This window comes from Loigolactobacillus jiayinensis (assembly GCF_003946445.1).
GTDB lineage: Bacteria > Bacillota > Bacilli > Lactobacillales > Lactobacillaceae > Loigolactobacillus > Loigolactobacillus jiayinensis.
In genome coordinates, this window is sequence record NZ_RHOF01000025.1 from 21,584 (window position 1) to 46,984 (window position 25,401).

General features: G+C 42.7%; 29 protein-coding genes. All 29 read right to left on the bottom strand.

Going from position 1 to position 25,401, the window contains the following annotated elements; all coding sequences use genetic code 11:
* Nucleotides 1–20: 20 nt before the first annotated feature.
* A complete protein-coding gene (locus EKM80_RS07565; RefSeq protein WP_125552516.1) occupies nt 21–1,523 on the bottom strand; it encodes a phage tail protein in 1,503 nt (500 codons plus the stop codon).
* A complete protein-coding gene (locus EKM80_RS07570; protein ID WP_125552517.1) occupies nt 1,523–2,245 on the bottom strand; it encodes a phage tail domain-containing protein in 723 nt (240 codons plus the stop codon). Before EKM80_RS07570 ends, EKM80_RS07565 begins: the two co-directional genes overlap by 1 nt.
* A complete protein-coding gene (locus tag EKM80_RS07575) occupies nt 2,229–7,526 on the bottom strand; it encodes a phage tail tape measure protein (protein WP_125552518.1) in 5,298 nt (1,765 codons plus the stop codon). The genes EKM80_RS07570 and EKM80_RS07575 overlap by 17 nt, the downstream gene beginning before the upstream one ends.
* A 25-nt stretch (nt 7,527–7,551) precedes the next feature.
* A complete protein-coding gene (locus tag EKM80_RS14855; protein WP_164509520.1) occupies nt 7,552–7,722 on the bottom strand; it encodes a hypothetical protein in 171 nt (56 codons plus the stop codon).
* A 20-nt stretch (nt 7,723–7,742) separates the two neighbouring features.
* Nucleotides 7,743–8,093 (bottom strand): phage tail assembly chaperone G, encoded by a 351-nt coding sequence (gpG, locus tag EKM80_RS07580; protein ID WP_125552519.1) that lies wholly within the window; start codon nt 8,091–8,093, stop codon nt 7,743–7,745.
* 62 nt (nt 8,094–8,155) lie between these two features.
* Nucleotides 8,156–8,776, bottom strand: a complete 621-nt coding sequence (locus tag EKM80_RS07585; RefSeq protein ID WP_125552520.1) for a major tail protein — start codon at nt 8,774–8,776, stop codon at nt 8,156–8,158.
* A 20-nt stretch (nt 8,777–8,796) separates the two neighbouring features.
* Complete coding sequence (locus EKM80_RS07590) at nt 8,797–9,213, bottom strand: hypothetical protein (RefSeq protein WP_125552521.1); 417 nt, start codon at nt 9,211–9,213, stop codon at nt 8,797–8,799.
* Complete coding sequence (locus tag EKM80_RS07595) at nt 9,210–9,623, bottom strand: hypothetical protein (protein ID WP_125552522.1); 414 nt, start codon at nt 9,621–9,623, stop codon at nt 9,210–9,212. The genes EKM80_RS07590 and EKM80_RS07595 overlap by 4 nt, the downstream gene beginning before the upstream one ends.
* Nucleotides 9,620–10,012, bottom strand: a complete 393-nt coding sequence (locus EKM80_RS07600; RefSeq protein WP_225418839.1) for a hypothetical protein — start codon at nt 10,010–10,012, stop codon at nt 9,620–9,622. The genes EKM80_RS07595 and EKM80_RS07600 overlap by 4 nt, the downstream gene beginning before the upstream one ends.
* Nucleotides 9,981–10,304, bottom strand: coding sequence for a hypothetical protein (locus tag EKM80_RS07605; protein ID WP_125552523.1), 324 nt, complete (start codon nt 10,302–10,304; stop codon nt 9,981–9,983). Before EKM80_RS07605 ends, EKM80_RS07600 begins: the two co-directional genes overlap by 32 nt.
* A 148-nt stretch (nt 10,305–10,452) precedes the next feature.
* Nucleotides 10,453–11,646: a phage major capsid protein gene (locus EKM80_RS07610; protein ID WP_125552524.1), complete on the bottom strand. Its 1,194-nt coding sequence runs from the start codon at nt 11,644–11,646 to the stop codon at nt 10,453–10,455.
* Nucleotides 11,647–11,657: 11 nt separating this feature from the next.
* The gene (locus tag EKM80_RS07615) at nt 11,658–12,422 is read right to left on the bottom strand and encodes a head maturation protease, ClpP-related (RefSeq protein WP_125552525.1); all 765 of its coding nucleotides are present in this window, start codon (nt 12,420–12,422) and stop codon (nt 11,658–11,660) included.
* Nucleotides 12,382–13,551, bottom strand: coding sequence for a phage portal protein (locus EKM80_RS07620; protein ID WP_125552526.1), 1,170 nt, complete (start codon nt 13,549–13,551; stop codon nt 12,382–12,384). Before EKM80_RS07620 ends, EKM80_RS07615 begins: the two co-directional genes overlap by 41 nt.
* A gap of 18 nt (nt 13,552–13,569) precedes the next feature.
* On the bottom strand, nt 13,570–15,252 hold the full coding sequence (locus EKM80_RS07625; protein ID WP_125552527.1) for a terminase TerL endonuclease subunit: 1,683 nt from the start codon (nt 15,250–15,252) through the stop codon (nt 13,570–13,572).
* Nucleotides 15,249–15,578 carry a P27 family phage terminase small subunit gene (locus tag EKM80_RS07630; RefSeq protein WP_125552528.1) on the bottom strand — a complete coding sequence of 110 codons (330 nt, stop codon included), beginning with the start codon at nt 15,576–15,578 and terminating at the stop codon, nt 15,249–15,251. The genes EKM80_RS07625 and EKM80_RS07630 overlap by 4 nt, the downstream gene beginning before the upstream one ends.
* A 120-nt stretch (nt 15,579–15,698) precedes the next feature.
* Nucleotides 15,699–15,863: a hypothetical protein gene (locus tag EKM80_RS14860; RefSeq protein WP_164509521.1), complete on the bottom strand. Its 165-nt coding sequence runs from the start codon at nt 15,861–15,863 to the stop codon at nt 15,699–15,701.
* Between the two features lie 73 nt (nt 15,864–15,936).
* Nucleotides 15,937–16,278: an HNH endonuclease gene (locus tag EKM80_RS07635; protein WP_125552529.1), complete on the bottom strand. Its 342-nt coding sequence runs from the start codon at nt 16,276–16,278 to the stop codon at nt 15,937–15,939.
* Nucleotides 16,279–16,417: 139 nt separating this feature from the next.
* The gene (locus EKM80_RS07640) at nt 16,418–16,687 is read right to left on the bottom strand and encodes a hypothetical protein (RefSeq protein WP_125552530.1); all 270 of its coding nucleotides are present in this window, start codon (nt 16,685–16,687) and stop codon (nt 16,418–16,420) included.
* Nucleotides 16,688–17,027: 340 nt separating this feature from the next.
* Complete coding sequence (locus EKM80_RS07645; protein ID WP_125552531.1) at nt 17,028–17,453, bottom strand: transcriptional regulator; 426 nt, start codon at nt 17,451–17,453, stop codon at nt 17,028–17,030.
* An 11-nt stretch (nt 17,454–17,464) separates the two neighbouring features.
* A complete protein-coding gene (locus EKM80_RS07650) occupies nt 17,465–17,836 on the bottom strand; it encodes a hypothetical protein (protein ID WP_125552532.1) in 372 nt (123 codons plus the stop codon).
* 5 nt (nt 17,837–17,841) lie between these two features.
* Complete coding sequence (locus EKM80_RS07655) at nt 17,842–18,159, bottom strand: VRR-NUC domain-containing protein (protein ID WP_125552533.1); 318 nt, start codon at nt 18,157–18,159, stop codon at nt 17,842–17,844.
* Nucleotides 18,160–18,440: 281 nt separating this feature from the next.
* Nucleotides 18,441–20,795 (bottom strand): phage/plasmid primase, P4 family, encoded by a 2,355-nt coding sequence (locus EKM80_RS07660; protein WP_125552534.1) that lies wholly within the window; start codon nt 20,793–20,795, stop codon nt 18,441–18,443.
* Between the two features lie 19 nt (nt 20,796–20,814).
* On the bottom strand, nt 20,815–21,342 hold the full coding sequence (locus EKM80_RS07665; protein WP_125552535.1) for a DUF669 domain-containing protein: 528 nt from the start codon (nt 21,340–21,342) through the stop codon (nt 20,815–20,817).
* 34 nt (nt 21,343–21,376) lie between these two features.
* A complete protein-coding gene (locus tag EKM80_RS07670; RefSeq protein ID WP_191985941.1) occupies nt 21,377–22,891 on the bottom strand; it encodes a DEAD/DEAH box helicase in 1,515 nt (504 codons plus the stop codon).
* A complete protein-coding gene (locus tag EKM80_RS07675) occupies nt 22,854–23,570 on the bottom strand; it encodes an AAA family ATPase (protein WP_125552536.1) in 717 nt (238 codons plus the stop codon). Before EKM80_RS07675 ends, EKM80_RS07670 begins: the two co-directional genes overlap by 38 nt.
* Before the next feature lie 14 nt (nt 23,571–23,584).
* Entirely contained in the window at nt 23,585–24,067 is a 483-nt protein-coding gene (locus EKM80_RS07680) for a siphovirus Gp157 family protein (protein ID WP_125552537.1), read from the bottom strand.
* A 1-nt stretch (nt 24,068) separates the two neighbouring features.
* A complete protein-coding gene (locus EKM80_RS07685; RefSeq protein WP_125552538.1) occupies nt 24,069–24,677 on the bottom strand; it encodes a hypothetical protein in 609 nt (202 codons plus the stop codon).
* Between the two features lie 258 nt (nt 24,678–24,935).
* Nucleotides 24,936–25,196, bottom strand: a complete 261-nt coding sequence (locus tag EKM80_RS07690) for a Gp49 family protein (protein WP_125552539.1) — start codon at nt 25,194–25,196, stop codon at nt 24,936–24,938.
* A 19-nt stretch (nt 25,197–25,215) separates the two neighbouring features.
* Nucleotides 25,216–25,401, bottom strand: a complete 186-nt coding sequence (locus EKM80_RS07695; RefSeq protein ID WP_125552540.1) for a hypothetical protein — start codon at nt 25,399–25,401, stop codon at nt 25,216–25,218.

The following is a 25,401-nucleotide window of genomic DNA, read 5'->3' on the forward strand; positions in this document are numbered from 1 at the left end:
CTGTATTTTCGTTAGTCTTTTTATTCATCTGTCTTCGTTCCCCCTGTGCCTTCCAACGCACTAATGCGCCGGTCAAGTTCAGCGTCTGCGACTTTAAGCTTAGAGATCGCACTCTGATTAGCCAAGACTTCCGCACCGATTTCGCCGAGATTGGTCAACACTGTTGTGGCCTGATTCTGCAAGGCGGTTAACTGTGCCAGCATCGTCTTGTAATCAGCGTCACCAACGGCGTTAATCAGCTTGTTATAATCAGTCTGCAGCTCACCCAATGACTCACTAGTGGCTTTGGCGGCATCAGATAAATCGCCGATCTGTGTGACTTGTGCTTGCTGTACTGACTGTATCGCGGCAAGCTGTCGGTCTTGATTACGTCGCTTTTTCTCAAACTCTTCCTGACCAATAATCTTGTCACCAATACTTAGTGTTGACTGGCTAGGATCATTTAAATTGATCGTCATTTGAACAATCCGTAAATCCTCGTCGATTGCCATGAGCCTGTTACTGACGCGGTAAATCCAGCCTAGGTCAAAATCATCAACTTGCTTATTGATCATTGATAAATCAACAGCTGTAACTTGGTACTGGATAGTAGCAGTTTCGCCATTAGCCAAGTAATCTTTGCCGCGAGATAACAAAACTTTTGGGTCTTTGATGGTATCAAAGACGACCGGCTTAACTTGCAAGCCGATCGCCGCTATTAACTTCTCATCTCTGAGATAAACTGAGTTATTGTTTACCGACGCGATTGTGTAACGTGGTTGTGCTACAGCAACTTCATCCGGGTTTGTTTCTGTCGTTGTTCCTGCCGGCTGGTCGATTGTGGCGCCAACCGGTTTAATCACAGATATCATTTTCGTTGGGTCAACTGTAGTAGACACCGACAGTAGATTTTCAGCCAAACGAATGATCTGCGTTCCTTTTTGACCAACTTGTTTCAGATAATCCAAGTACAAGCCGGCAGATTCTTCACGCACCAAAAGCTCGCCATTTAGGCGCGAAACAAGTTTGTCTTGAATTGTGTCCCAGGTGTCCTTGTCGTCTTCGGTATAGCGGACTTTGTTCTCATTGCCAGTCCCAGTCACGTCACACTTGCCTAGCTTGAACTGCTTGAACGACTCAACCTGACCATTGTGTTTTGCCAATACTTTCTCCAAATATTGTGGTGGCGTTAACTTCTCATACTTGCCGTAATCTTGTGTTGAATCATGCAAAAACGCCATTATCCCTTCGCAGGTTACGTCTTTTTTGAGTACACCATCCTTGTCCATCGATTCATTCGGATAGAGCACACGGCCGTTAAACAGTACCTTGCCGCTAACCGTATTTATGACGCGGACAAATGAAGTGAAGTAATGCAACTCATTATAAGCAGCACTATTCGGATAAATCGTAAAGGTGAAATTATCAATACTACCAACATCCTTGTGAACGATAGGGCTGATTAATTTGGTCTCGTTATTCCAAGGCGATTGGATAGTTGTTTCTTCACCATCCCAGCCCTGCCGCAATGTCACTCTGTACACTAGATCAACTCCTCATAAAAGATAATCTCAATATGACCAGTTCCTGTTAACGTCACATTCTGCACTCCCGGCGGCATCGTTAAATCTGGGGAACTAGTGGTTCCGGCTTTAATCTGATAAGTGCTAGTGCCGATTGTTACTGTAAAATCTGCATCAGTTTTAATTGTGGGATGCACCCATTGACCAGGGTTGATCATAATTGTTGTTTTTGAACCAACAACATCGAACTTAGTTTCCTGTGCCACGCCATTCTCAAAGTCAAAATCATTCCAAATGTCATTACCAGCACTTGTATCGTGGATTCGGAATGGGTAACACGTAAATGTTACCGTCAGCGTACCGATATAAAGCAGTTCTTCAAACGTCGGTGCCGATACCATTTCAGCCAAGTAGTGGTAAGTTGGCATAATATCATCGTACAACGCGACTTTACCAGTAGGTTCTGCAAGCCAGTTAACGACCTGGGTCCATTTTCGATACATCCCTTCTTTGCTCAAATTGTTACGATCTTTGATTTCAAAAGCTATCTTAATTGTCCGTTCTTCAAAGGGCTGCTGCCCATAGATTCCGGATAAATCGATTGGCGCATTACTAAATGGCACATCAATTGTTAGTTTACGTTTAGCCGGAAAACCAATCTCTTTACCAGCACCAACCATCAACCCAAATTCGGACGAATGATGCCCATTAAAGGTGATCCCGTACTCAGATTGATTGGTCAATGCTTAGCCCCCTGTCTGCGAAATTTGAACGTTGAACTTGATTGACGGAATTGAACGGTGCCATTTGCTTAGAAAAAGAAGCACCGTCAAGCTTCAATTCTGTCTTCTTTTCAGCAAGACTTTGCAGCTTTTCGCCAATGCCGGTACCTGCAAACAAATTCATAAACGCTGCTATCATGTTTGACTGCTGTTGCATAAGTTCAGCTTGTTGTTGCTGTGATGCCTGGATCATTCTCGTTGTTTGGTTATTACTATCAACAATGCGGCTATCATCCATTTGCACTACTTGCTGATTTAACTGAGTGGTTAAATTGCGTGCGTCCTGCAAGTAATCCGCATTTTCCGGAATGCCTCCAATACCATTGGCAAACTGTGGGATACCGCCCAGTAATCGATTAGTCTTTCCAGCTGGCACCACTTTGGTGTGCTTGGGTGCATTAAAAACAACGTTGCGCCCATGCGGCACAAATGTTTCACCAGTCGGAAATTGAACTAATTCACGAAACATTGGGCCTGCCTGGTCATTGACCATCATGGTCCCACCTTCGAAGTCGCTAGTACCGCCTTTCAAGTGTTTTTTAATAAATTCAGTAATATTTCGAGTGATCGTCGTTAGTGTCACAGTATGACTACGTCTCGCCGAAAATCCATCAACCGCACGGCTCGCACTGTGTGCAGGCCCCGAAGCATTATCCACCGCAGTAGCACGTTTTGCACCACCTGGTGACGTGCCACGGAAACGATCGATTGATCTTTTAGCCGTGCCGAAAGGCTGGGAAGTGTGATCAGAACCGTTAGCATTTTTTGTGCTACCAGGCGACGTGCCGCGAAATATATTAGTGCTTCTGGTGGCGGCACCTAGTGGCCTTGAGGTGTTATCTCGACCATTGGCTGTTTTTGTGCCACCGGGCGATGTGCTTTTGAAAGTCTTAGTTGAGCGAGTAGCTGATCCCATTGGTCCACTGGCACTATCTTTGGCATTGGCCGTTTTTGTGCCACCGGGGCTGGTTTTGCTCCAACTCATAATGGTGCTGATTGCGCCTTGTACATCGCCTTTACCAACTTGTTTAGCGATTGCGGTCTGTTGCTTAGGAGTCAGCTTATTCCAACCGTTAAAAGTGTTTATAGCTTCTTGAACATCGCCTTGACCAATTTGTTGGGCAATTGAAGTTTTGACGTTTTGTGGTAAGCCATTCCAATTTTGGAAAGTTCCAATGGCCGCCCAAACTTGATCTGAGCCTCGTGTGTTTGCAATGGCCCATTGTTGAGCCGGTGTTAGCCCAGTCCACTGATTCATGGTATTGGTCAACGCTGTGATGTCGCCATTACCAATAGCCACTGCAACGGCTTGTTGAGTCTTTGGATCTAATCCATTAAAAGTATTAATTCCACCGATCATTTCAAGCATCTGCGAGTTACCCAAAGCTTGAATACTAGCGGTTTTTTGGTCAGGCGTCATTGTTTGCCAAGCATACAAGGTGTTTAACGATCTTGCAACTGATTCACTACCGATTTCATGTACAACGGCTTGTTTCTGTTCCAAACTCATGTTGTTCCATGATTCCAAGCCACCCATGGCGGCAAACAATTCTTCTTTGCCTTTCGCGTGGGCAACGGCATTTTTTTCATCGGGGTCTAATTGATTCCAAAAACCTAACTGGTCTAATAACTCTGCCAGTTCCTTGCCACCTTTAGATTTGATTGCAGCAATCTGTTCTTTTGAAGGCAAGCTATTCCACAATTGATATTGGGTGAAAATGTCAGCTAATTCGTCCTTACCCTTGGCTTGGACAATTGCTTGCTTAGCTTGGATTGATAAATCATTCCATTTACCAGCATCGTTTAAAGCTTCCATGACCGGTTTTGATGCCTTATTGGTTACTAAAGCTTCTTGGTCATCAAATTCCAAATTATTCCACTGACCAGCATCAAAGATTGCCTGAGCAATTTCAGCTTTACTGTTAGACCGTACAATCGCCTCTTTAGCTTCAAGGCTCATGCCATCCCATTGACCTTTAGCCATTAAAGCTTCCATTGCTGTTTCGCCAGCGTTAGTTTGGACTAAAGCCTTTTGTTGTTCCCAAGTGAGGTCGTTCCAATGACCGTTATCGATCATTGCTGCGCCAACTTCACCCTTAGTGTTTGAATTGATAAGAGCTGCTTGCTGTTCCCATTTAATTTGGTCCCAAGTTCCATTGTCCTTCATCACGTTGTACATAGTTTCCGCAGAATTTGTACGAATCAGAGCTTTTTGTTGCGGCCAAGTCAAATTATTCCACTTACCGTTTTGTAGGACAGCGGTGGCAATTAACTCTTTGGCGTTTGACGATAAATTAGCATGTTTCAAATCATACTTAATTTGTTTCCAACCCGATTCAGAGGCAACGGCTTTGGTGACTTCCTCTTGTGCATTAGTTTTTACTATTCCAGTTTTTTTATCCCAAACAAGATCATTCCAGTATTTCGCCGCTTTACTAGCTGTTTTACTCATATTGCCGGTTTCATTCGTTAAAACGCCACTAGATTCTTTCGCCGATTTACTTTGCTTTTTGATCTTGGCGGCGACCTTATCATAAGACGACCCGACGGTTTGTAAGTCCTGGTCAATCTGTGCCGCACTTTCACCATTGGCTTTGCCGAGTTTATAGACTGACTCAGCCATGGTCTCGTTCTTTTTCTTGTGATCATCAGCCAGCTTGTTTAAAGCTTTGTGATAAGAGTCAGCCGAAATTTCACCAGACTTGTACATATCCGTTACAGTTTTTTTCTGTTTACCGTACAACATGTATTCTTTTTCAAAAGAACTTTGCAAAGCCGAAATAGCAGTGGAACGTTGCTGCTTAGTCATGTTGTTAATTTCACCGTTTAATGCCGCTAATACAGTTTTTTTCTGTTTACCCGTGATATTTAAAGTGGCTACTTCTTGCTGGTTCAATTTTTGCTGTGAATTAGCAATATAGGTATTTTCATCGTCAGTCAGTTTGCGATGTTCTTCGCCAGCTCGTTTAACGATATTATTGACATTAGTAGTCGTCTCCTTGGCGGAAGCGACAGTGTCGTTATTCTGCTTTTTTCGTGCTTCGGCTGATGCCGTAAGGGTAGCAGCCACAGAAGCAGGTAAAGATGCCAGATTTTTGTCGATCTTTTTATTAGTACTTTCAGCGTCCTTGCTGATCTGTGAGTACATATCGCTAAAAGCACCAGAAACTTTTTTAGCGGAGCCCTCAGAGTTGCTGCTCCAAGTTTCTAGAGCGGCCGAAGCGTTACCGCTAAACTCGCTCATTTTGCCGAGTGACTTATCGGCGGCAGCGCCAACATCAGTACCCCAACGAGACGTGCGATCAGCTGCAGCAACTGCTTGCTTACCCCAGCCTTCCCAGATGACGGCACCAACTGCGACAGCAGCACCTACACCTAATACAGTTGCACCTAGTGGTGTCAAGGCTGAGCCTAATACTCCAGCTCCTGTGCCACCGGTCGTCAAAGCTTTGCCAAAAATCGTAAAGCCTTTAGCACCGCTAGTTGCCTTTGTACCAACACCTTCGGCAGCATTACCAAACAGCGATAACTGGTCCTTAGTGGTATTGCTGGCAGCACCTAAAACTCCTAAATCACTAGCCGCTGTTCTAGCGGCCTTTAATCCTGCTAGTTTAGCCGCTAGCTTAACAATTCCGGTTAACACCTTGCCAGAGCCAGTGGTCAAACGACCAAACACGGACAGCAGTGGTCCTGCAGCGGCCGCGCCCACGCCAAGCTTGACAATAAAGTCTTGCATCTTAGGACTGAGATTGCCAAAAGCGTCTGCCAGCTTGCCAAAAGTGTCCATACCCTTAACAATATATGGCATTAGCTTTTCGCCAAGTGTGATCGCGGTAACTTCAAACTGTTGCTGCAGTCGTTTCAAGCGTTCAGCTGGGGTCTTCATCATTTCCTCGGCGACACGCTTTGTCGCACCACCAGCGGCGTTAGTTTTATCCGTCAAGTTCTGTAACTTATCCGCACCAGCGCTGATTAAGGCATTCATTGACGTTTGATTTTCCTTGCCAAACGCGGTGGCGATTGCCTTATTTCGATCGGCTTTGTCCCAACCTTTTGTGCCCTCAGTAATATCACGGATCAATTGCGGTAGATCTTTAGAGTCACGTTTTAACTCAGATGAGCTAATACCCATTTCATCAAATGCGCCCTTAGCGGCTCTGGTTGGTTTGACCAATGAGGTTAAAATCGACCGTAAACCAGTACCAGCTTTTTGACCCTCAATACCGCGATCAGATAAGACACCGATAGCAGCGGCTGTTTGTTGCACGGACAAGCCCGCCGAAGCGGCAACTGGCCCAACATAGCTAAAGGCTTCGGACAAATCGCCAAAGCCAGAAGCTGTTGCGTTCGCAGCGTAAGTCAGTGAGTCAGTAACCATTTGCGTGTTCTTCATTGTGCCAGCCGTCGAGTTCGTTTTTAATCCAAACTGTTCGACAATTGACGCCGTCGCGTTCATCACGGTACCCATGTCTTCGCCACTGGCTTTTGTCGCGTCTAAAATCGATGGCATTGATCCTAATACCTGATTAGTTGTAAAGCCACGCTTGACCAACTCAGACATGCCGTTATTAATTTGAGTCGTAGAAACCCCATATTGCACAGCCCATTTTTTCGAACTTTCTGCCATCTGATCTAACTGGGCGCGGTACTTAGCAGTAACAGCGCCACCGTTAGTTAGCAGTGGCCCCATCGCATCGATCTGACTGTTAAAGCTAATTGCGGCCTTACCAGCTGCAGCAAAACCTAAGGCAATTGGTGCGGTAACGCGTTTCGTCATCGTATCGCCAACGCTAGTCACAGAGCGGCCAACCTTAATTGCACCATTGCCCATGGTGTTCATGGCGCCAGTGACGCCAGTAGTTTGAACTTTTGCCTCAGCAGCAGCCCGCGCATTATCGATGTATTGCTTATTCAGAGCGGCAAGCTTAGCCGAAGCATTGTTAAATTGTGAGGCTAACTTGGCTGTTTGCGCCGATGGTTGCCCATCGACCAACGAATTTTTGTAAGCTTTGCCTAATTCGTTAACTTCGCCACGTTGAGCCATAATTACTTTAGCCAAGCCAGACGACTTTGCCGAGAGTAGATCAAATTTGCCACCAGCTTGACCGATCACGGCCATGCTGGCTTTCATCTCGGCCATAGATGATCGTACGGCCTTACGAGCACCCTGTAGTCCTTTTCCAAGCCCGGCATCATCCAAGCCGAGCTCAATGACCATCCGGCCTAATGGTTCATCTGCCATTTATTTTTCCTCCTTTCTTTAAAATTTAAATTGATTTAATAAAATCACCTAAATCCATTGGCTTTTGTTGCGATTTTTGTGGCACCGGACTGCCAGATTGCTCATTTTCATTGTCGCTGTCAATATCCATGCTGATCACTTTGATCAGAGTATCCCAATCAGTATCCAGCGCGTCATTGATCGAGTAACCAGGCATTCGCTTAACTATAGTGCTAATTAATCGGTAGATACTGTCTCTAGCGTCTCCAGGACTGACGGATCTACCGGATTCCAGTTTGGGCTATCAGCACCCGTCACTGCATTGATAATTTTTTGCAGTTCATCATCCATAGTCAGCGCGTTCATGCCGTCCCAAATCATATCTTCGGTGACACCTTTATTAGCAAATAGGTTAGCAACTAGGCGCACTTCTTCTTCATAAAACTGTTTCATATTGTATGTCGCCTTACGGGCGGCGGTGTCAAAATCTAAGAACTCAAGTCGTTTCCGTGCCGTGATGGTCGTTTGCACATAAGTTTTGGTTTTACCATTTTTGTCCTTAAGCTTTAACTCAATTCGTTTAGTCAAAATAAATCCTCCTTATATCAAAAAAGCGAGGCGGAGCTATCCCCATCCTCGCAGTGGTTAGATTATCCAGCTGGTTCTGGTGCTGGTGCTGGTGTGAACGTCTTATCATCAGGGTTTAAAACTTGGTCTGATAACTCCTTAATGACTGTTGCATCCGTGCCGACATATTTAGCAACAACTTGGCCATTTTGGTCGCCTTCGTGACCGGTAGACATCGCTGAATAAGTAAACGAGTCTGCCTCAGGCTCAAATGATTTGCTTACGTCCAAAGTATTGGCCGAAATTTTTTCTCGTGAGAACGTGCCTGAGAAAAAGCCGAGTAAAGCTGCTTCGCCTTGCATATTTTCAGACTCCATTAGAGCTGCGCAATATGGTGCTTCGGTGTTTTCACCAATATAAGCAATTTTACCTGGCTTGTAATAGCCCATAATGATGTCTAGTTGTTCTTCAATCATATCCAATATGCCAAAATCGACAGAAACGTCGCCAGTACCTTTGCGTGAAATATAATAAGCAATATTTGAGGCGGAAACTTTTGTTGGGTCTTTCGACAACCCAGAAATTTCTGCACTAACAGTACCGCCTTTATCCTTCTTACCTTCGATTACAATTGGTTCTGACAATAAATCGCCATTGCTAGCAAATGGCTGAATCGTCAACCGCTTAAAGCCTACTAGAGTCATATCTATTTCCCCTTTTCATATTAATAATCTATATCATAAAGACGAGTGTTTCCACGGTAGCGCCTTGCATCCACAAAGCGGCTGGTTTCTGGGAAATACTCGTCTATTCCGTCATTTAACTGGCCGAAGCCAAGCTTAAACATTTCTTTTTTTATTTCATACTGCGCCTGCTTACAAGCTTTGCGATCTAGCGCCTCAACATTGATCTGGAACGTAAATTGTAGTGACAGCTCTTGATCACTGCCAGAAGTAATCGGCACCGGCGGCTCCAGCGGCGTGATCACAATAAACAAATTGTCGTGATCAGCTGTAGCTGGATTGTCGTAATATTTAATCCTGTGTCTGCCATCATCAGCCAGTGATAAGTCTGCGATGGTCTGATTACTCAGTAACTGTGAGTAGATCGTGGTTAACATGTCTTTTAGTGGCTCACTCATAGCAACCGCTCCAATTCATGGCGTTCAAGCTGCTTAACCGCGTCCTTAGAGCTATCAAAAGCCCCCTGGATTTGGCCCATGCCGCGAGGACTATAACTGCGACCCCAGCGCGTGTAGCCAAATTCGTTTAGGTGGACTAACCGCCAACGTTGACCTGAGCCACTGCCAGACCAACCAATGCTGATTGATTTAACACCGCCACGTGTGCGAGCACTACCGGTAGTAATTTCGATCACTGTTTTACCAGTATCACGGTAGCTGGCTACCGCTTGTTTGAGTCTTACCGCCATTAAGCGCCCAGCAATTCGTAGCGCATTGTTTTCAATTCGCGAAACGCGTCCTTTAGAAAACTTGGCTTCCAGTTTTGCAATAACTTCGTCCACACCAGTAATCTTTACTGTGCCACTCATTCGTCCACCCCCAATACTATTTTGACAAAACGATTGTCCTCAAAATCTGGTGCTACCTGTTTGATTTTCCAGGTAATTGGGCGACCATTTTTGTAATAGCGGCGATCATCAATCACAGCCATATGCTCAGCGCTTGGGTCGTACTCGCCAGCAGTGTCGCGGATTTTAATCGTGACGCCAAGTTTAGCGCCATGACTAGTTAAATAGTCCTGGTCTTTTGCTGAGGGCGAATAGGCTAAGCCAAGGCATTCAAAAAGCAACTCCGTGCCTGATTCGCCCGGTTCAGGCCCATCATTCGGAGCTGCTCCAATAAACCGTATTGGTGTTCGCAATTGTCCAGTATTTACTGCTATCTTTTTAAACTGGTACTGGGGTCGTTCCGCCATCATCGTCACCTCCATCACTTGGCTCGTAATGCTGCAGTGATGCGGCTAATAAATCACTTAAAAAGTTTTGTTCAAAAAATTCAAGCTGATCGTTATAGGCATAGCGCGATCGCTCCATAATCAGCTCAGCAATTAACGGCTCCGTTAAATCTTCACAATTAGTTAGCTGCTTAATTCTGGCTTGCGAAGCTGTTAAGCTTCGTGAAAGCTCTTCGTCTTCGCTTTTGTGAAAAATCTTCATACGCCGCTTAAAATCAGCCAGCAATTCGTGTGGTACGAAATCTTCATCTGCCATTAATCCACCTCATTTACAAGCGCCAAAAGGTCGGCTTTCAGGGTCACGCCGTTATAGTCAATGCTATTTGCGTCCAAGAAAGTTTTAATTTCAGCAATCGTATTTTTATCGGTTGGTTTCACAACCCCGTCGTTTTCAGACGGGGAAACTATTCCCCCGATTCAACTGGCGGTACAGTGGGCGCTGTTGTGTCAGGATTCTTAAAGTCTTTAGCTGGATTAGTTGGTGTGAAATCCAATACTAATGCAGCATTATTATCCTTAGCTTTCCCGTATGCGAACTGTTTGGCGGTAAAGAGCTGCATGTCTTCAATGGCAAGTGTTTGATCAAACTGCTTAATGTTCACACCGCCAGCCGTGTAGGCATCGTAACGACCTTTAACAAAGGCAATCACTTTATCTTCTGGAGCAAATTCTGATTCAATAACTTGCATCCCGAATGGTAGGGCAAAAACCCATTGACCGTTAACGTTTTGAATCATTGAAGCTGCGCTAAAGTCGATGCTAGCACCAGGAGTAACCACCAAAACAACATTGCCCTGAGCTACGACAGGCTTGCCGTTTTCTTTTTTGGAAAGAGTACGGACAATACCGCCCATTTCAGCAGCAGTCGTTTTAGCATCAGCCAAAGTGATTGTGCCGGCAGATTTCTTTTCTGGATAAACACCACCGGTTACTGGTGCGTCTTTAGCAACATTACGATTTAAGCCAATCGGTTTTTGGTTACCGTCACCAATCAAGAAAGCTTCTTCTAGACCAACTGCAAAGGCTTCTGTGACTTGTGTTGTCACAAATTGTTTGAGCCATGCTGCCCCATATTCAAGCGCATCATTTGGCACAACAACGAATGCTGTCACCTTGTTTTGAGTTGCCGGTTCTTCGGTAAACACTTGATCTAATTGACCTTTGATTTCGTCAAAAATCTTGCCCCAAACGACGGCACCTTTTGTGTCAGATTTCAAAATCTTGAGACGTAATCCAGTGGTCTTCAAAGCAATGGCATCTAGAAACGGATGCAAAGTTGTTAAATCATCAAAGATTTCATTAACTGTTGTTTCTGGCAAAACAATTTCGTTTTTAGCGCCAGTTTCTGTGGTCAGCTCATCGAAAAACTTAATTTCTTCATTCGTGATTTTTGGATCAACACGCCGATTCGCTTCAAAAGTTGATAATTTAGTATCCACTTGTTTGGTGATTTCATTAGTCATATCACCTTGTAAAGCGTTCATCATGTCGTCATATGCAGTTGCTTGGTCGTCCACACTTACGCCGTCTTTAACAGCTTTTGCATAGGCAGCTTTCTTGTCTTTAAAATTGACAAGGTTGTCTAAATTCATTGTCATTATTTTTCCTCCTAAAAAAGGAATCGCTTAGGTTGCGGTTCCTCGGGTTCAGTATTTTGTTTTGCAACTGGTTTTTTTAAAGCGTCGATCTGTTCTTGTAGTGGCTTAATTGCCTCTACAACAATCGCTTTAATGGATTCTGCTTTTAAAACGACAGTAGACTTGCTAGCTGGCTCATTGCTCATCATTCGGCGCGCTTTATTAAGCACTTCGGTAGGCAAAACACCAAATCCAGCTGCTACAGCAGGTGCTTCATTCTCGGCAAACATGATTTCATCTGCTAAGCCTTGTTCAACGGATTCCTTCGCCGTGAAATAAGTTTCTTTGTCCATCAACGCTTGGAAGTCTGCAGCGTTCTTTCCAGTTCTTGCAGCATAAGAATCAGCAATTTGTGCAGAAACGCCGTCTAAAACGTCTGCTAAATGTTTATGATCGGTGGCATTGCCTTGAATTCTGGCAGATGCATTGTGAATCATCATTTGTCCCATTGGGCTAATAGCAACGTGATCGCCGGCCATCGCAATTACAGAGGCGGCAGAAGCAGCAACACCAACAATATTTGCATTAACTTTCCCGGTGTAACCCCGCAACTTCGTATAGATTTCAGCACCAGCGTAAACATCGCCACCTGGAGAATTAATTTCAACTGTCACATCGGAATCGTCTTCTGGCAGTTGAATATCCTTGGGCGCCGTCACATCATAACCAAGCCAGCGATAAATGGCAGCATCACTATCACTCACGATTGTTCCCTTCACTTGAATTGGTTTCATCATTTTCACCTCCCTTCATTGTGTAATTCTTGGTGATCACATAGTCATCGCCGCCTTGACGCGGTTCATAGCCTAGTTCACCGCGTAATTCATTAGGACTGAATGCTGAGGAACTAATCAACTTGTCAACGGCTTCGGATACGCCAAATAGATCACGTTTATTAAGCCCGACCACTTCAATGTGCTTTCCATTGCCGTATTCCTGCGGTGTGAAAATTTTTGCATTAAGTTCATCTTGAATTGTTTTGATCAACGGCTTTAAACAAAAATCTAAATAACTTTGAATATTAGATTCTAGTTTCTCATTGGAACCGTGAATCAATGCTGGCGGTACTCCAATCAAGTTAGCCACCGAATCAGTCATCTGATCCTGCACGCTTTTCAAATCAGCTGCCGATTGTTTTTGAGTGCCGGTTTGCTTGGTTAGTTCCTCGTACTCAAACCCGCGCACCTGTGGTACCAATGCAATTGATTTGTCCTTAAACGACTTATAAATTTTATCGATATAAGCCTGCAGTTTTTTCATATCCTCTTCATTCACGCCAGCAGTCAAGTCCGCTTTAATTGTGCCGCGAATCTGGCCATTGCGCATTTGAACTTCAAGAATCCGCTCATACAGTTTCCCGATTTCATTGCCTAAATCGTCGATATAACGGCTTAACTTTGAGTTTGAATAATTTAAATACCAAACATCATCCATCGAAAAAGTTCGATAAAATGTATAGCCAGTACCTGAATTGCTGGAAATTGACACGTTGGAAAACGTCAATGGAAATAATGCAGCTGAGTTAGTGGTCCAAGTGTCAGCAATTAATAGATCATGTGTATCTGACTCGATTACTAAGGCTTCGTTGTCTTTAATTAGCCGGTAAACGAGATCACGCCAAAAAGTCGTAGACGACTGATTAGCATTTGGCCGGACGTTCAACTTGTATGAAATTGGCCCCGTGTCAATTCGACTGCCCTTATAAACTCTAAAATCGGACTGTGCCAAAGATCGGGCTACAAAATTAATAACTGTCTCTAACGCGATTGTTTTGATATAAGCAGCATTCGCGCTATCCTCAAAAAGGTCAAAATCAAAGACTGTGCTCGCATCTTGTCGGCGTCTGAAAATATCTAAAAAGCTCACTGTCTCACCTCCTTTCGCTTAAAAATTGAGGTCGACAGCGGCACTTAGAAAGCCACTCACATCTGTTCCAATAACCTCATCAATCCGATACAGTGTGTATTCAAAACATTTGAAGCCATCGGTTTTTCGTCTGACTTCTTCTTTTTTGAGATATTGCTTGTTGCCGCGTGGATCAGTTTTAACGGCAATATTTTGTGTGTTCCAGCGAAGTATCGGGTTGTCACCCCAGATAAATTTACGTTGGGCGAAGCCATCTTCAATCCGCGGCGCCAGTAAACCATCAATTGCGGTCGGGTTCTTGATCACTTCGATTTCGATGCCAGCTTCTTCAAAAAAGCGCCGCAACACGTCCGCACGGAAATTATCAATGATCACTTTTTTTAGCACATATTTACGCCGAACTTTGTTAAAGTAATCAATGATCAAACGCGGGTCGATTGTTGGCTTATTGACCACAGAGAGTAGTCCCATTTGTTCCCATTTCCCAATCGGTGCCGCGGCGGTGAACTTAGCCCGTTGTTCATCGCTAAGCGAATAACCGTAGTACTTATCTACGAATTGTTTTCGGGCAAATTGGTGTTGAAAATGGATCACTTTATCACTTTTACGACCAGAAAAACCGACTGCCGCAAAGTCGCGAAGGCTAGCAAAGTCCACCGCACCGATCACCTCTTGACCAGAGATATCAGGCTGATGAACGTTAGTCGCTTTAACTTGAGCGTAAGGCACAACCGATTTTTCCAGGTCAACTTCTGGATAATCCATGCGCTTAGTCATAAACTCAGCGCGACCAGATGGTTCCGCTTGTAATTTGTTAAATTGCTTCACGATTTTTCTAAATAGTGTTTTGCCATAAGAGTTCCGCGGCTCTTCTAGCATCGGGTTAGCCAGTGGCCAATATTTCGGATCGTCAGCTTGTTCGCGAGTGTCAATTTTGCAAATAAAAGGAAACATGGTATCGGGTGGTAGTTTTCCGGTCAGTACTTGCTTAGCCACCGCCTTTTTACCGTCAAGGTAGCCCTCGCGAACAAACCCATCGGAACCAATTTCAAATTGTCGTGACTGCGGTCGCTTACCCAAGCCAGACTCATAAACGCCAACGCTTGAGCTATCCTTGTACATATGGATTTCGTCGAAAACGTCGAAGCCATCACGTAAACCGTCTTTTGTTTTGCCATTGCTGGTTTGATAAGTAACCGTTGAGTTAGTCGCACGTCCAGTGATCTGGGATTTGTGGGCATCAAACTCTTTTGCTAACCGATCATTTGCGGAAACAATATTATAAATTTCGGTGACCGACGTCATGGCCTGCTCTTCTGAGTTAGCGACAATGGAACCATCATAGCCGGGAATACCATTTAGTGAGCTAATAAAGTAGGCGGAAAGTCCTGAGATCAATCCATTTTTACCAGCCCCACGACCGATCACATATAAAAATTCATCGTAAAAAACATCCTCGGTACGACGATCATATAGAAAAATAAAGGCTACTAAAAATTTTTGATAAGGCACCATTGGGAAAAACCATTTTTGAATGAAGTTAATACAATCGTTAATACGTCGTTCATCAAAAAATAAATCTTCGTTGTTCAATACATATTTTTCTAAGTATTCAACTAACATCTTGCGTTCTTTATTAAAGAGTATTTCACCCTTTTTATAGCGTTTAAGATAGCTATCAACATATTCCTGATGAATCATACCAATGTTTCCTCCTCGTCCTCTACGGTCGTTTTAGGAGGTAATTTAGATGGGTCATTATCTTTTGGCAAAAACAATTTGAAATCACGTTCCAGCGCTAGTAGTTGTACGTTGATTTTTTCCTTCTCAGTGACAGCAGGGTTGATTTTGATATAACTTTGCTTGCCATTTTCCACCGTCACAACCGCGCCGTGTTCGCGAATAGCCGTGTCTAGCTTGTCAAAAAGTCTGCGCAAATTTAAGTACCGCTTGATTTTTTCTTGCTGAATAAAATCTTCTGGATCAGAATTTTCCTGCAAGAATTTTTCTACTTTACTTTTAGTCACACCCCCACCCCCTCACGTGAGAAAAAATTTCAGTCAAATCTTTCCGGAGTTGAGCTCACCCACCGGTTCTCTGTTTCAAATATTTTCCTCAGGTTTTTGACCCGGGGGGCTTGCTCAAAATTATTTTCCAAACGGACAGCGCTCAATGAAAAAATAGCCACGCTCACTCTCAGCTGGATCGGCATTGTGAGCCTTAGCGTAACGCTTGGCGTCCTTCTCAGCCATGAACACTCGCTCAGTCATCACGACCTTGCCTAGCCCTTTAAGCATGACCACATAACACATACGACTGCCTCCTCATTGATAGAACACTTGACCATTGATCGCACACTCTTTATTAGTTAGATGCTTACTCACATTAGTCCCACCTTTCGTCCTGCGCCCATCTATTCCTGGGCTTGCCATTGCCATTGCTACGCCAACCCATGCGACCATGCCGCTTATTGTGACAATCTTTGCACAGTGTCCTTAAGTTATCTGGGTCAAGTCGCAACTCAGGATGCTGCTCTAATGTTTTGATATGATCCACCTCTAACACCACAGCATTGCCTTGAGCATCAACACCACCTACCCTAGTCACTCGACCCTCGTCTTTACACCACTGACACTCATAGTGATCACGCTCTAGGATTTGCTCGCGCAAGTGTCGCCACTTACTGGATAGATAAAAGCTATGGCATTGGTCTTTAGTCCACACCATTGTTGACTGCCTCCTAATCAACCGCATAACAAAGACCCCAGCCGAATCGACTGAGGTCTTGCTGAATTACTATGCTATTAATATAAACCCTGTAAAGCAATAAGTCGTTATGATAAAGGACTGTACTTAAATCATACCTTTACCGATCAAGCGAGAAGCGTAACACATCAAGCTCGTACTTATCAATAAACGTGAGCCATCGCTTTAGCTCTGCATGACGCTGCTTGACATATGAGTAAGAGTAATCACAGTCATTTGCGATCTGTTCTAAGGTCTTGCCCTCAACATATTTACCATAAACAATCGCGCTGTCGATGCCATCAAATGCTTTAAGCAAGGCTTCCGCTTCTTGCGCTTCTTGCTTTTGTACTGCCAGCTCCGTCTTTATTTCCGCGATATGTTCTTCCAATTTGGCTTGCTTAGACCCTTCGGCAACAGCGATACGACTAAGGTCACCTGTGAGCCACCGGTCTAACTCATGCTCTGATTTACGCAGGTTCCAGCTCAACAAAAGCATCAACAAATTTTTGTTGTTTAACTGTTAGTCCCACTCTTACTACTTCGCTTTCTGGCTAATAAATATGTAATAAAAAGAACATCCAATACTGGATGCTCTAAAAAACTAAATTAAGACTCGCGATTGAAACGTTTTTTTAAGTTTTTGGTTAACTACGTCCTTAACTTAATTTTTCTACAATACTAATTTAACACGAAAGAGGTGCTCAGTTTTTGCGTGTTTTTCCCGTTCGCTATAAATCGTATAACCCAAGCTTTTTTGCAACTTCACTAACAAATTCATTTCTTAACTCGTATGCATGACGCTGACTGATATTAACCACATGATTATTAACCAAGCCGAGCAATGTGTATTGTGGATGTTTTTTAAAATATAGCTCCTTGATAATTTTTTCGGTATTGTCGTCCACACCATCTAAGCAGTCATCAATTATTTCGCGCTGTCGTTTCAGTGCGTTAATACGGCGGTCTTCGTCGATAGTAATTAATGTGTCTAACGTAGCTTCGTTATACTTAAATTGTGCTCGGCCACCACCGATATTTTCATCGGTTTGCCCAGTTGGATAGCGTAATTGTTGCTCGCGTTCTTCGATATAATCATCTATTTTCGTGTAATCACGAAGTAGATCTTCAACTTTTCTGATTGTTGACCGTCTCAATTACTCACCTCCTATCGTTCTGTTATATTTAACGAAAACTGATTACCGCTATAAATCACAGTAGTTCCAGTATTATCGACGACTTTTATATCTCCATTATCCAGCCTAATTGCTGAAGCCAACGTCTCTCTGCCATCGGTCATATCATCAATTACTAACTTGTCACTGTCATTTTCAACCACTTCCGCGAAAAAACTGCCTGTATATTCGCAGTTATTGAAATCAAAGCCTAATGTTTTACAAATTTGTTTAACATCGTATATATTTCGACTGCTCAAAAGTAACTTGCTTGTATCGTTTTCGCTCTCGGCATAAAGATTGATAACCGCATTACCTTTATAATCCACCGTTAAGCAAAAATTCAAGTCTTTAATTATTTTCATTTCATTCACTTCATTTCAATAATTTTTAATGCATCATCAACCGATTGGGCTACACCATACAGCACCGGTAATTTACTAACCATTTCCGCAAATCGTTGCTGTTCTTTGCGCAAACGTCCGTGTTCATTTTTAACTTCGATCAGCACCATTTTGCCATCGCTTTTTCGAAATCCGGTTAAGTCAGGCCATCCTTTCGGCGGACCTGCGCTAAACAAACGGCCATCCTCTGTTTTAACGGTACCGGTATTGGTGCGAATAATGGTACAGCCAGCTGCTGATAGCGCTACGCGGATATCATTTTGTATCGTGTGTTCTGCTGTCATGATTTACCTCCACAGTTTCAAAGGACGATTTATAGTTTATTTATTAAATCATCTACTAAGATTAGCTCTTACTCCCACAAGGGATACATACATTCCGAGATGCTTTTAGTAGACGATTTGGACGTTTCCTATTCTTTACTATATATTTTAACTTTTTTTATTTTGTATAGTAAACAATAAGAAAATCATCTATATCATCTACTAAAACGGCTTCACCCTTACTCTAGCAATGGATTAGCTTAGTAGACGTTTTTTTATGATATCATCTACTAAACTAATTTTCAGAAATTATATCCTTGCTGAAAAGGGGACAATCCTTTTTTGATTCTTAATCCAGCATATTGGCGCTGCCCCATAACTGTCTTTTTATCAAATCGCTGCGCTAATTCACGACCCAGTTTATTTTTTGTAATACCCGTTCCATGAATTTTTTCCCATTCATCAAATGCTAGTGAGATTTCCTTAAATGACGCTTGGTAACCAGGTCCAACTTCTGCTACTTCTTCTAAGAAGCCACCGATGGTATCCATTTCGCCGCGATATTGTTTCGAATCTTCCTGTACAATCTGTGGTGGATTTAAGCCTTCACGTTGCCACATTAGTGCGCCGTCGACAGCCCAGTTTAAAATACCCGGTCCTTCACGCAATAGTTTTTGTTTTAGTTTAGGGTCTTTTTTATTATTCGGCACTTGGACTAAAAATGGGATAAACAATAGTCGCCGCCAAATACCGTCGTCTGTGCCACGAACGATCGGTTTATGATTAGTCGATAGCCAAATCGTACCTGTCGGCTGAAATTCAAAATAATCACCATATAATTGTCGTGCTGTGACTTTTTCGCCACCAGTCATTTGCTTGATCAGGCCTTCTGATAGTCGCATGCCTTCGTCTGGCTCACTAGACGCAATAAACCGTGCGCCTTTCATACGGGCAATGTCATTATTCGGACCACCAGAACTAGCTAACGGCTTCGCCATTAATGTTTCCGGCTGAATTGTGATGGCATAATTACCGATAATGCTGCTAACTGTTTCGACAAAAACAGATTTACCGTTAGAACCATTTTTACGTTTTTCACCATGTAGAATTGTCATGACTTGTTCGTCCATAGTACCAGTTAAACTGTACCCAACTAGCTTTTGCATAAAATGGATCAAGTCCTGATTACCGTCGAAAGTTTGATGTAAAAACTCTTCCCAACGCGGTGCGGCGTAAGTATCAGAATATTCAAAATTAGTAATTTTAGTGAACATTGATTCTGGTGTCGTTTCCATTAAGCTTCCTGTGGCCAGATCAATATAGCCGGACGGTGTATTTAAAACATTTAGCTCTTGATCAAAATCATCGGTAGTTGTGGCAATTAGCGTCTGCGTTTCCGCAAGTGCTGCCCGTTTTCCAGAGTTGTTACGGCTACGTTTGATAAATTTGGCTTTTGCTTCTGTTGCCGCGTCTTTATCATCAATCGAAGCATCTTTTGGCACATGTACTGGCTCATCTTTCAATGATTCGACGACTTTATTTAATAGCTTTTGTGCGACAAAAGTTTTATCCTGCCGCCAAGCGTGACCATCAAAATACATAAACTTTCCTGCGGTGGTATCAAACTTAACCACGCGACCGTACCGATCAAAATAACGCTGTGCACTACCAGTATCATCATATGAGCGCCACTCGTCTTTTTTATCAGTGACTGAATGCTCGTCTACAGTTAATCCAGGTACAGTCAGGCTAAAGGTCGACTCGGCTTGTTTAGCGCTATAAACACTGCCTGTACTCGAGATTGCCTTGTTCAATAAACCTTCGCCGTACGTGACCTTGCCGTGCTTTTCATCATATTTATCCCGCATCAAACCCGATTGACGGAAAATCTCGTCCATTTTCTTGAAATCTTTTGCCGTCCAAAAGGCTAGGTCATTCGCAAAGGCAAGGTCAGCCTCAGACTGGGAATCATAATAACCTTCCCAATTACCATTCATTAAAACTTTAAACCGTTGCCCAGTTTTACTTTTCAAGGCCGCTTCAGTGATTTGCTCAGTCGTGAGATCAGTAATCCCGTACTGCGGTTCATCGTTTAGCATAATGATATTATTGCCACTATCGATGTAGTGTTTATATAGCGTTTTAAGCGCCTTGTTATCAGGCTCAGTCACTTCACGGCAATCGGTAAAAGCATTGCCTGTCAGGGCAAAAAAGCGACCTGAATCGTACATTTCAATGTCACCTTTACGCCGTTTTCCTTCCGGTAGCTTGCCCTTAACAATGATGTGGATGCCTTCGCCTGATAACGAAACTTCGGTGTACGAGTTTGTGGTTTGCATAAATTCATAAACCAAATTTTCGGCGGTGTCACCATGTAAAACCCGGTCGATTTCTTCTTTAACGTGATCTAAATCAATGCCGACATATGGTGCCTTAAAGAAAAAAGCTAAGCCGGCAAAGTGTTCGTTTTGGTTGACCGCCTTTAAGGCGGTACTAAAATCTGTCCAAGTGGTTTCATCGTTTGATTTTCCTTTCTCTCCTGTGGTTGCATCGTATGGAATTTTTGTATATTTGCCACGTTCTGGTTTCCATATTTTTTTGAAAACGCCCCACTGTTTGAGGGCTTTTAACTCATTGGGAATTGCTGAATAATCCATAATGCCCTCCTTTATCTATTTAAAACGGTAAATCTGAGTCTGAAATATCAATCGATTCACCATTATTTGCAAACGGATCATCATTTTTTAATTTATTAGGATTGGTTTTATCAGGCCACTTGTGCTGTAACTGTGGGAAATCAGTTTTAGTCCAACGCTTTACATTTAAATTATTATAAGTTTTACCATCGTAGTCCGATGATTCATTTTTAACTCGTAATTTTGCTGGTTTAGCTAAAAAGTCTTTCATAAAATTGTCGAAATTGTCGTATGATTTGCCATCTTCTAAGCTGAATGCTTCAGCAATTCGCATAATAAATTTTTGCGGGTATTTATTAGTCGTTTTATTGCGGTAAATCCGTTGAAAGACGTGTGAATTTTGAAATCCTTGCTTGATATCATTGCGGATAATCATATCAAAATTAATAAATTCAGTACCGGTATTTGGATTAGCATCCTCTTGGACGTTGCTCATAACTACTTCATAGTCGCCGTCTTTTACTTCTGGGAAATCTTCGTTTTCTGAAAAATCTAATTTAAATGACATTTTATTTTCCTCCTCAGGAATGTAAGTTTAGTAATTAAAAGTTAAATAACGTTGGTAAAGCAGCTTCTGCTTCGTGTTTATCTTTAACGCGCTCATAGGTAGCAGTAATTTTGTTAAGTGAATTGCCGGCGCGAGCGGCTAATTCTGCTAATTCTTCTGGCTGGATTTCTTTTACCTGATTTAATCTGAGATGCATTGCTCGATAAACTGGCCATTTAACTTGTCGCGTTTCAGTTTCTTGTTGGGCAACTAAAATATCGTAAATTTTACTGAGATTACGCGAACGTGTCGGATTTTTCTTGGCTAACATTAGTTGATTAAATCGTTTGATATCAGTGATTTCAGCCATATCATCTTGGATGATTTCCTTACCGTTGTCGCGTTCTTTTTTATCATCTTCATCAATAGCTGGTGCTTTGCTGCAGTAAGGGCAGATACGACGTTTATTTTCGTCATGAGCCCATTTATAAAAGGCACCCTGGCAAAAGTCGCAAGTAATTAAGCGTGGCGCGGCGTCTTTTGGCTTGCCTTCTAAAGACCAACTGCGTGGCGTATCTGGCAAGCCATGTTCAAGTGCATTAGCAACCTGATCAATAATAATCGCTGTCTTATTTGGCTGGTAACGCATCCCACGCATCGCTTGTTGAATGTGGAGGACTAAGGATTTAGTCGGCCGCAGTAGCATAATCACGCTCACATCCGGCACATCAAACCCTTCTGAGATAAGGTCAACGTTACATAATACTTTTATCTCATGATTACGAAACGCCTTAATGATTTGTGCTCGCTCGTGACTAGGTGAGGTTGCGTCAATATGTTTAGCCGTAATGCCAGCATTCACGAATTGCTGTGCAAACATCTGACTGTACTCCACACTGTGGGCGTAAAGAATCGCCTGTTTACCGTTTGCTAACTTGCGGTAATTATCAACCACATCACCGAAAATGGTCTTTTCTAACGCTTCATCGATCGATTGCTTAGTGAAATCACCTTGTGATGACCGCTTTAACTCGTCGCGGGCAACGATTGATTGGGGCATAAAATATTTATACGGTGCCAGCGATTGATTTTTAATTAGCCAATCAACGGTTGGCCCTTCAACCATCGTTGAATAAATATCGGTAAAGCCTTGTCCACTCATCCGCCAAGGTGTGGCTGTAAAACCTAATCGCGGCACATCGGCGTAGTAATCGTATATTTTACGGTAAGTCTTAGCTAAGGCGTGGTGTGTTTCGTCCGTTATAATAACCGTCGGCACCGGTAGCCTTGCTAGCCGTCTAACGACTTTCCCGACCGTCATAACAATCGCTCGGCTCATATCCACAGCGTTGTTTTTAAACGATTGTGTGATTTGCTCCACTAGCTCTTTACGATGCACTAGGAACAACACTTGCCCCTGCTTTTCTGTTGCTAGGCGGGCAATCTCGGCAATGATGACACTTTTACCCGAACCCGGTGGCGCAACTAGTAACACGCCTTTATTACCTTTAGACAGTTCTTCACGAGCGCGTTTAACTAGGCTCGTCTGGTAAGATCTCAGCTGATACATTATCATCACCTTCTTTAAACAAATCCTCTTGTAAACAAAACTCGCGTTGATCAAGTTGGTTTTTAGCAAAAACTGCATTGGAAGGTGTTAAAATAATGCCCCGCTTACCTGTTTTAGCTGATACTTGTAAGCGACCAACTTGTAGAGCTAGACCCATCACATTGCTAAGAATTGGCTTGCGAATCTGTGGGTAAGCTCTAGTAAAAGTTTGTCCTGATTCGGTAGCAAAATCATCCGTCTGCTCCCACGCTGTGATCACAATATTTTTGTTCCAGTTTTTCATGTAACGAATCATATCTAATTCAAAAAACTGCAATTGTTGGTAGTTTTGAATACCGGGAACGCCGTTGTTATTGCCTTTTTTTCCATATTCAGTTAGGACAGCATTTTCTAATTCTGAAATATTATCCAATGCAATACTGTCGTATTCATCGAGATGCTTATCTTTGATTTCTTTTAATAATTTTGGTAGTGATTCGCGCGGATTATATGGGTCATCAAGCGTCACAATATCAATATCGGGCTTATTGCTCAGGACCGACGACGTGCCGTCTAAATCAATGATTAATTTACGGCCTGGCATGTACTGGAGTGTGGATGTTTTGCCCATCCCTGGTGCCGCGTAAAGTATCCGCAACGCCGCTGGTTTATTAATTTCGGTTGCTTTAATTACTTTCAATTTATTTTCACTTCCTATTTAATCATCAGGGATTCACTATGTGTCAGCTCAGCACCAGGTACTTCTTTACCACTTTTCAACGCTTCTTTAATGAGTGTTTTGGATAATTTCATCGGCTGTGGCTGATAGTAGTCAACTGGAACTTCTTTATCATCGATCATGTGGACTGATGCGGGATTGTGCCGAATTTTAATCGTAAATAATGAGTCTTTAACCTGATTAATATCAGCCGTGTGAAATGCATCGATTAAATTAGCTTTCAGCCGATTAATATTATTTTCGACTGCTTTTTTTCGTGCCTGCAGTCGTTTAATTTCCTCTGAAATATCTGTGATATCAGCTTGCATTGCGTTGATCACCTTGGCGTAACCGATGGCCTTATCCTGAATGGCGTCATCAATCGATGCCATCGTATCGTTAAATACTTCTGGATCAGTTTCATCTGCCAGCGACTGTAACTTCCTGTAGTTACTTGTTAATTCATATAATGTTGCCATTTTAAAACCTCCGAATAGGTGTGATTAAATAAGTTGCTTTTTGAGCCGTTAGCGAGAAAGGCGTTAGCGAAGCGTTAAAATTAAAAATAACTTCGTCCGTTGGTAGCGCTTGCGTGAAAAATTCAATTGCTTGCGCCATATATTCAGAGTTAAAACTAACTTCTAACGGATCACTAGACCTGTTTTGGACTACAATTGGAATGTGAACGGTAACTAAATTATTTTCACCGCCGGCGATAGTCAAAGTTTCATTATCGTTTTCCCACTTTAAAACAGCTGGATCGTTAGCGCTCTTAAGTTTAGCCATCCCTTTAATGATCGGGAGCACGTCGATTAAATCGCTAGTTTTGGCATGAAATTGATATTGATAACTTTTCGGAATTATCCGGCTTGTGTCAGGATAATTTTCGTCACATTCGCCAAACGTTTTAAGATTCAAATTGAAATCTTGTTTTAAATGATGAAAGTCTTCTATTCTTAACAGCACATGACTATCTGTTGCTATCACGCTACCGTCTTCGTTAAAATGTAAACACTGTAAAGCAGGGCGTGAATTCACGCTACTAACGGCTTTTTTAAATGCCGCGCCTAATTTATTACTAGTTTGCATTGATTTTCCTCAATTCTGATTTTTTTGCGGTACAATTGACTTAAGCACCCCACACACCTCTTAGCAATGTGTCCCAAGTGGGGACTTTTTTATCGCATGAAATATCTACGATTTATATTCGATATTTCAAATTAAAAGCTGTAAAGCTTGATATAACAGTATTTATTTATTTGATTTATCTACGAAAAAAGTGTGGTCTATCGCGTGGATTTTAGAATTGTGAACCATTTCCATTTTGGAAACAGTTCCTCCTTAAAATTACTTTTTATCGTGTAATTCCGCCTGTAGCCGGTAGCCCTCAAGCTCCCAGATTTTATCAGTGATTCGATCCAAGCAAATCTGTTTACCCATGTCCGCATCATAATTATCTGGATCAACAGCCCCTGATGCTTCTGTAATGACAAAACCGGATGGTAATTTTAATGAAACCACTGTGACTTTATCAAAAACTGTTTCAGTTTTAATTTCGGATTGGTTCATCAGTGCTTCTATGTCAGCGTTTGTTATTGTATTTTTCATTTTTTATTCCTCCTGAAAGTTAGCTTTTTTCCATGATACGTTTAGCAAGTAAATGTGCCTGTTTCTCATTCAGTGGAACCAGTTCAAAACTCCACGCATCATAATACAACTGGGCTTCATTACTCCATTCGTACCCAATGTTCGTTAATAAATCGTCTTGACTGATTCGGTCTTGAATATCCTTAGACGGCTTGTCTAAATTCAT

Excerpts from the sequence above, each read along its gene's own strand:
- EKM80_RS07575 (WP_125552518.1), bottom strand. The coding sequence starts at position 7,526 with ATGGCAGATGAACCATTAGGCCGGATGGTCATTGAGCTCGGCTTGGAT.
- EKM80_RS14855 (WP_164509520.1), bottom strand. The coding sequence starts at position 7,722 with ATGCCTGGTTACTCGATCAATGACGCGCTGGATACTGATTGGGATACT.
- EKM80_RS07585 (WP_125552520.1), bottom strand. The coding sequence starts at position 8,776 with ATGACTCTAGTAGGCTTTAAGCGGTTGACGATTCAGCCATTTGCTAGC.
- EKM80_RS07590 (WP_125552521.1), bottom strand. The coding sequence starts at position 9,213 with ATGAGTGAGCCACTAAAAGACATGTTAACCACGATCTACTCACAGTTA.
- EKM80_RS07595 (WP_125552522.1), bottom strand. The coding sequence starts at position 9,623 with ATGAGTGGCACAGTAAAGATTACTGGTGTGGACGAAGTTATTGCAAAA.
- EKM80_RS07600 (WP_225418839.1), bottom strand. The coding sequence starts at position 10,012 with ATGATGGCGGAACGACCCCAGTACCAGTTTAAAAAGATAGCAGTAAAT.
- EKM80_RS07605 (WP_125552523.1), bottom strand. The coding sequence starts at position 10,304 with ATGGCAGATGAAGATTTCGTACCACACGAATTGCTGGCTGATTTTAAG.
- EKM80_RS07610 (WP_125552524.1), bottom strand. The coding sequence starts at position 11,646 with ATGACAATGAATTTAGACAACCTTGTCAATTTTAAAGACAAGAAAGCT.
- EKM80_RS07615 (WP_125552525.1), bottom strand. The coding sequence starts at position 12,422 with ATGATGAAACCAATTCAAGTGAAGGGAACAATCGTGAGTGATAGTGAT.
- EKM80_RS07625 (WP_125552527.1), bottom strand. The coding sequence starts at position 15,252 with ATGATTCATCAGGAATATGTTGATAGCTATCTTAAACGCTATAAAAAG.
- EKM80_RS14860 (WP_164509521.1), bottom strand. The coding sequence starts at position 15,863 with ATGTGTTATGTGGTCATGCTTAAAGGGCTAGGCAAGGTCGTGATGACT.
- EKM80_RS07635 (WP_125552529.1), bottom strand. The coding sequence starts at position 16,278 with ATGGTGTGGACTAAAGACCAATGCCATAGCTTTTATCTATCCAGTAAG.
- EKM80_RS07650 (WP_125552532.1), bottom strand. The coding sequence starts at position 17,836 with ATGAAAATAATTAAAGACTTGAATTTTTGCTTAACGGTGGATTATAAA.
- EKM80_RS07655 (WP_125552533.1), bottom strand. The coding sequence starts at position 18,159 with ATGACAGCAGAACACACGATACAAAATGATATCCGCGTAGCGCTATCA.
- EKM80_RS07660 (WP_125552534.1), bottom strand. The coding sequence starts at position 20,795 with ATGGATTATTCAGCAATTCCCAATGAGTTAAAAGCCCTCAAACAGTGG.
- EKM80_RS07665 (WP_125552535.1), bottom strand. The coding sequence starts at position 21,342 with ATGTCATTTAAATTAGATTTTTCAGAAAACGAAGATTTCCCAGAAGTA.
- EKM80_RS07670 (WP_191985941.1), bottom strand. The coding sequence starts at position 22,891 with ATGTATCAGCTGAGATCTTACCAGACGAGCCTAGTTAAACGCGCTCGT.
- EKM80_RS07680 (WP_125552537.1), bottom strand. The coding sequence starts at position 24,067 with ATGGCAACATTATATGAATTAACAAGTAACTACAGGAAGTTACAGTCG.
- EKM80_RS07685 (WP_125552538.1), bottom strand. The coding sequence starts at position 24,677 with ATGCAAACTAGTAATAAATTAGGCGCGGCATTTAAAAAAGCCGTTAGT.
- EKM80_RS07690 (WP_125552539.1), bottom strand. The coding sequence starts at position 25,196 with ATGAAAAATACAATAACAAACGCTGACATAGAAGCACTGATGAACCAA.
- EKM80_RS07695 (WP_125552540.1), bottom strand. The coding sequence starts at position 25,401 with ATGAATTTAGACAAGCCGTCTAAGGATATTCAAGACCGAATCAGTCAA.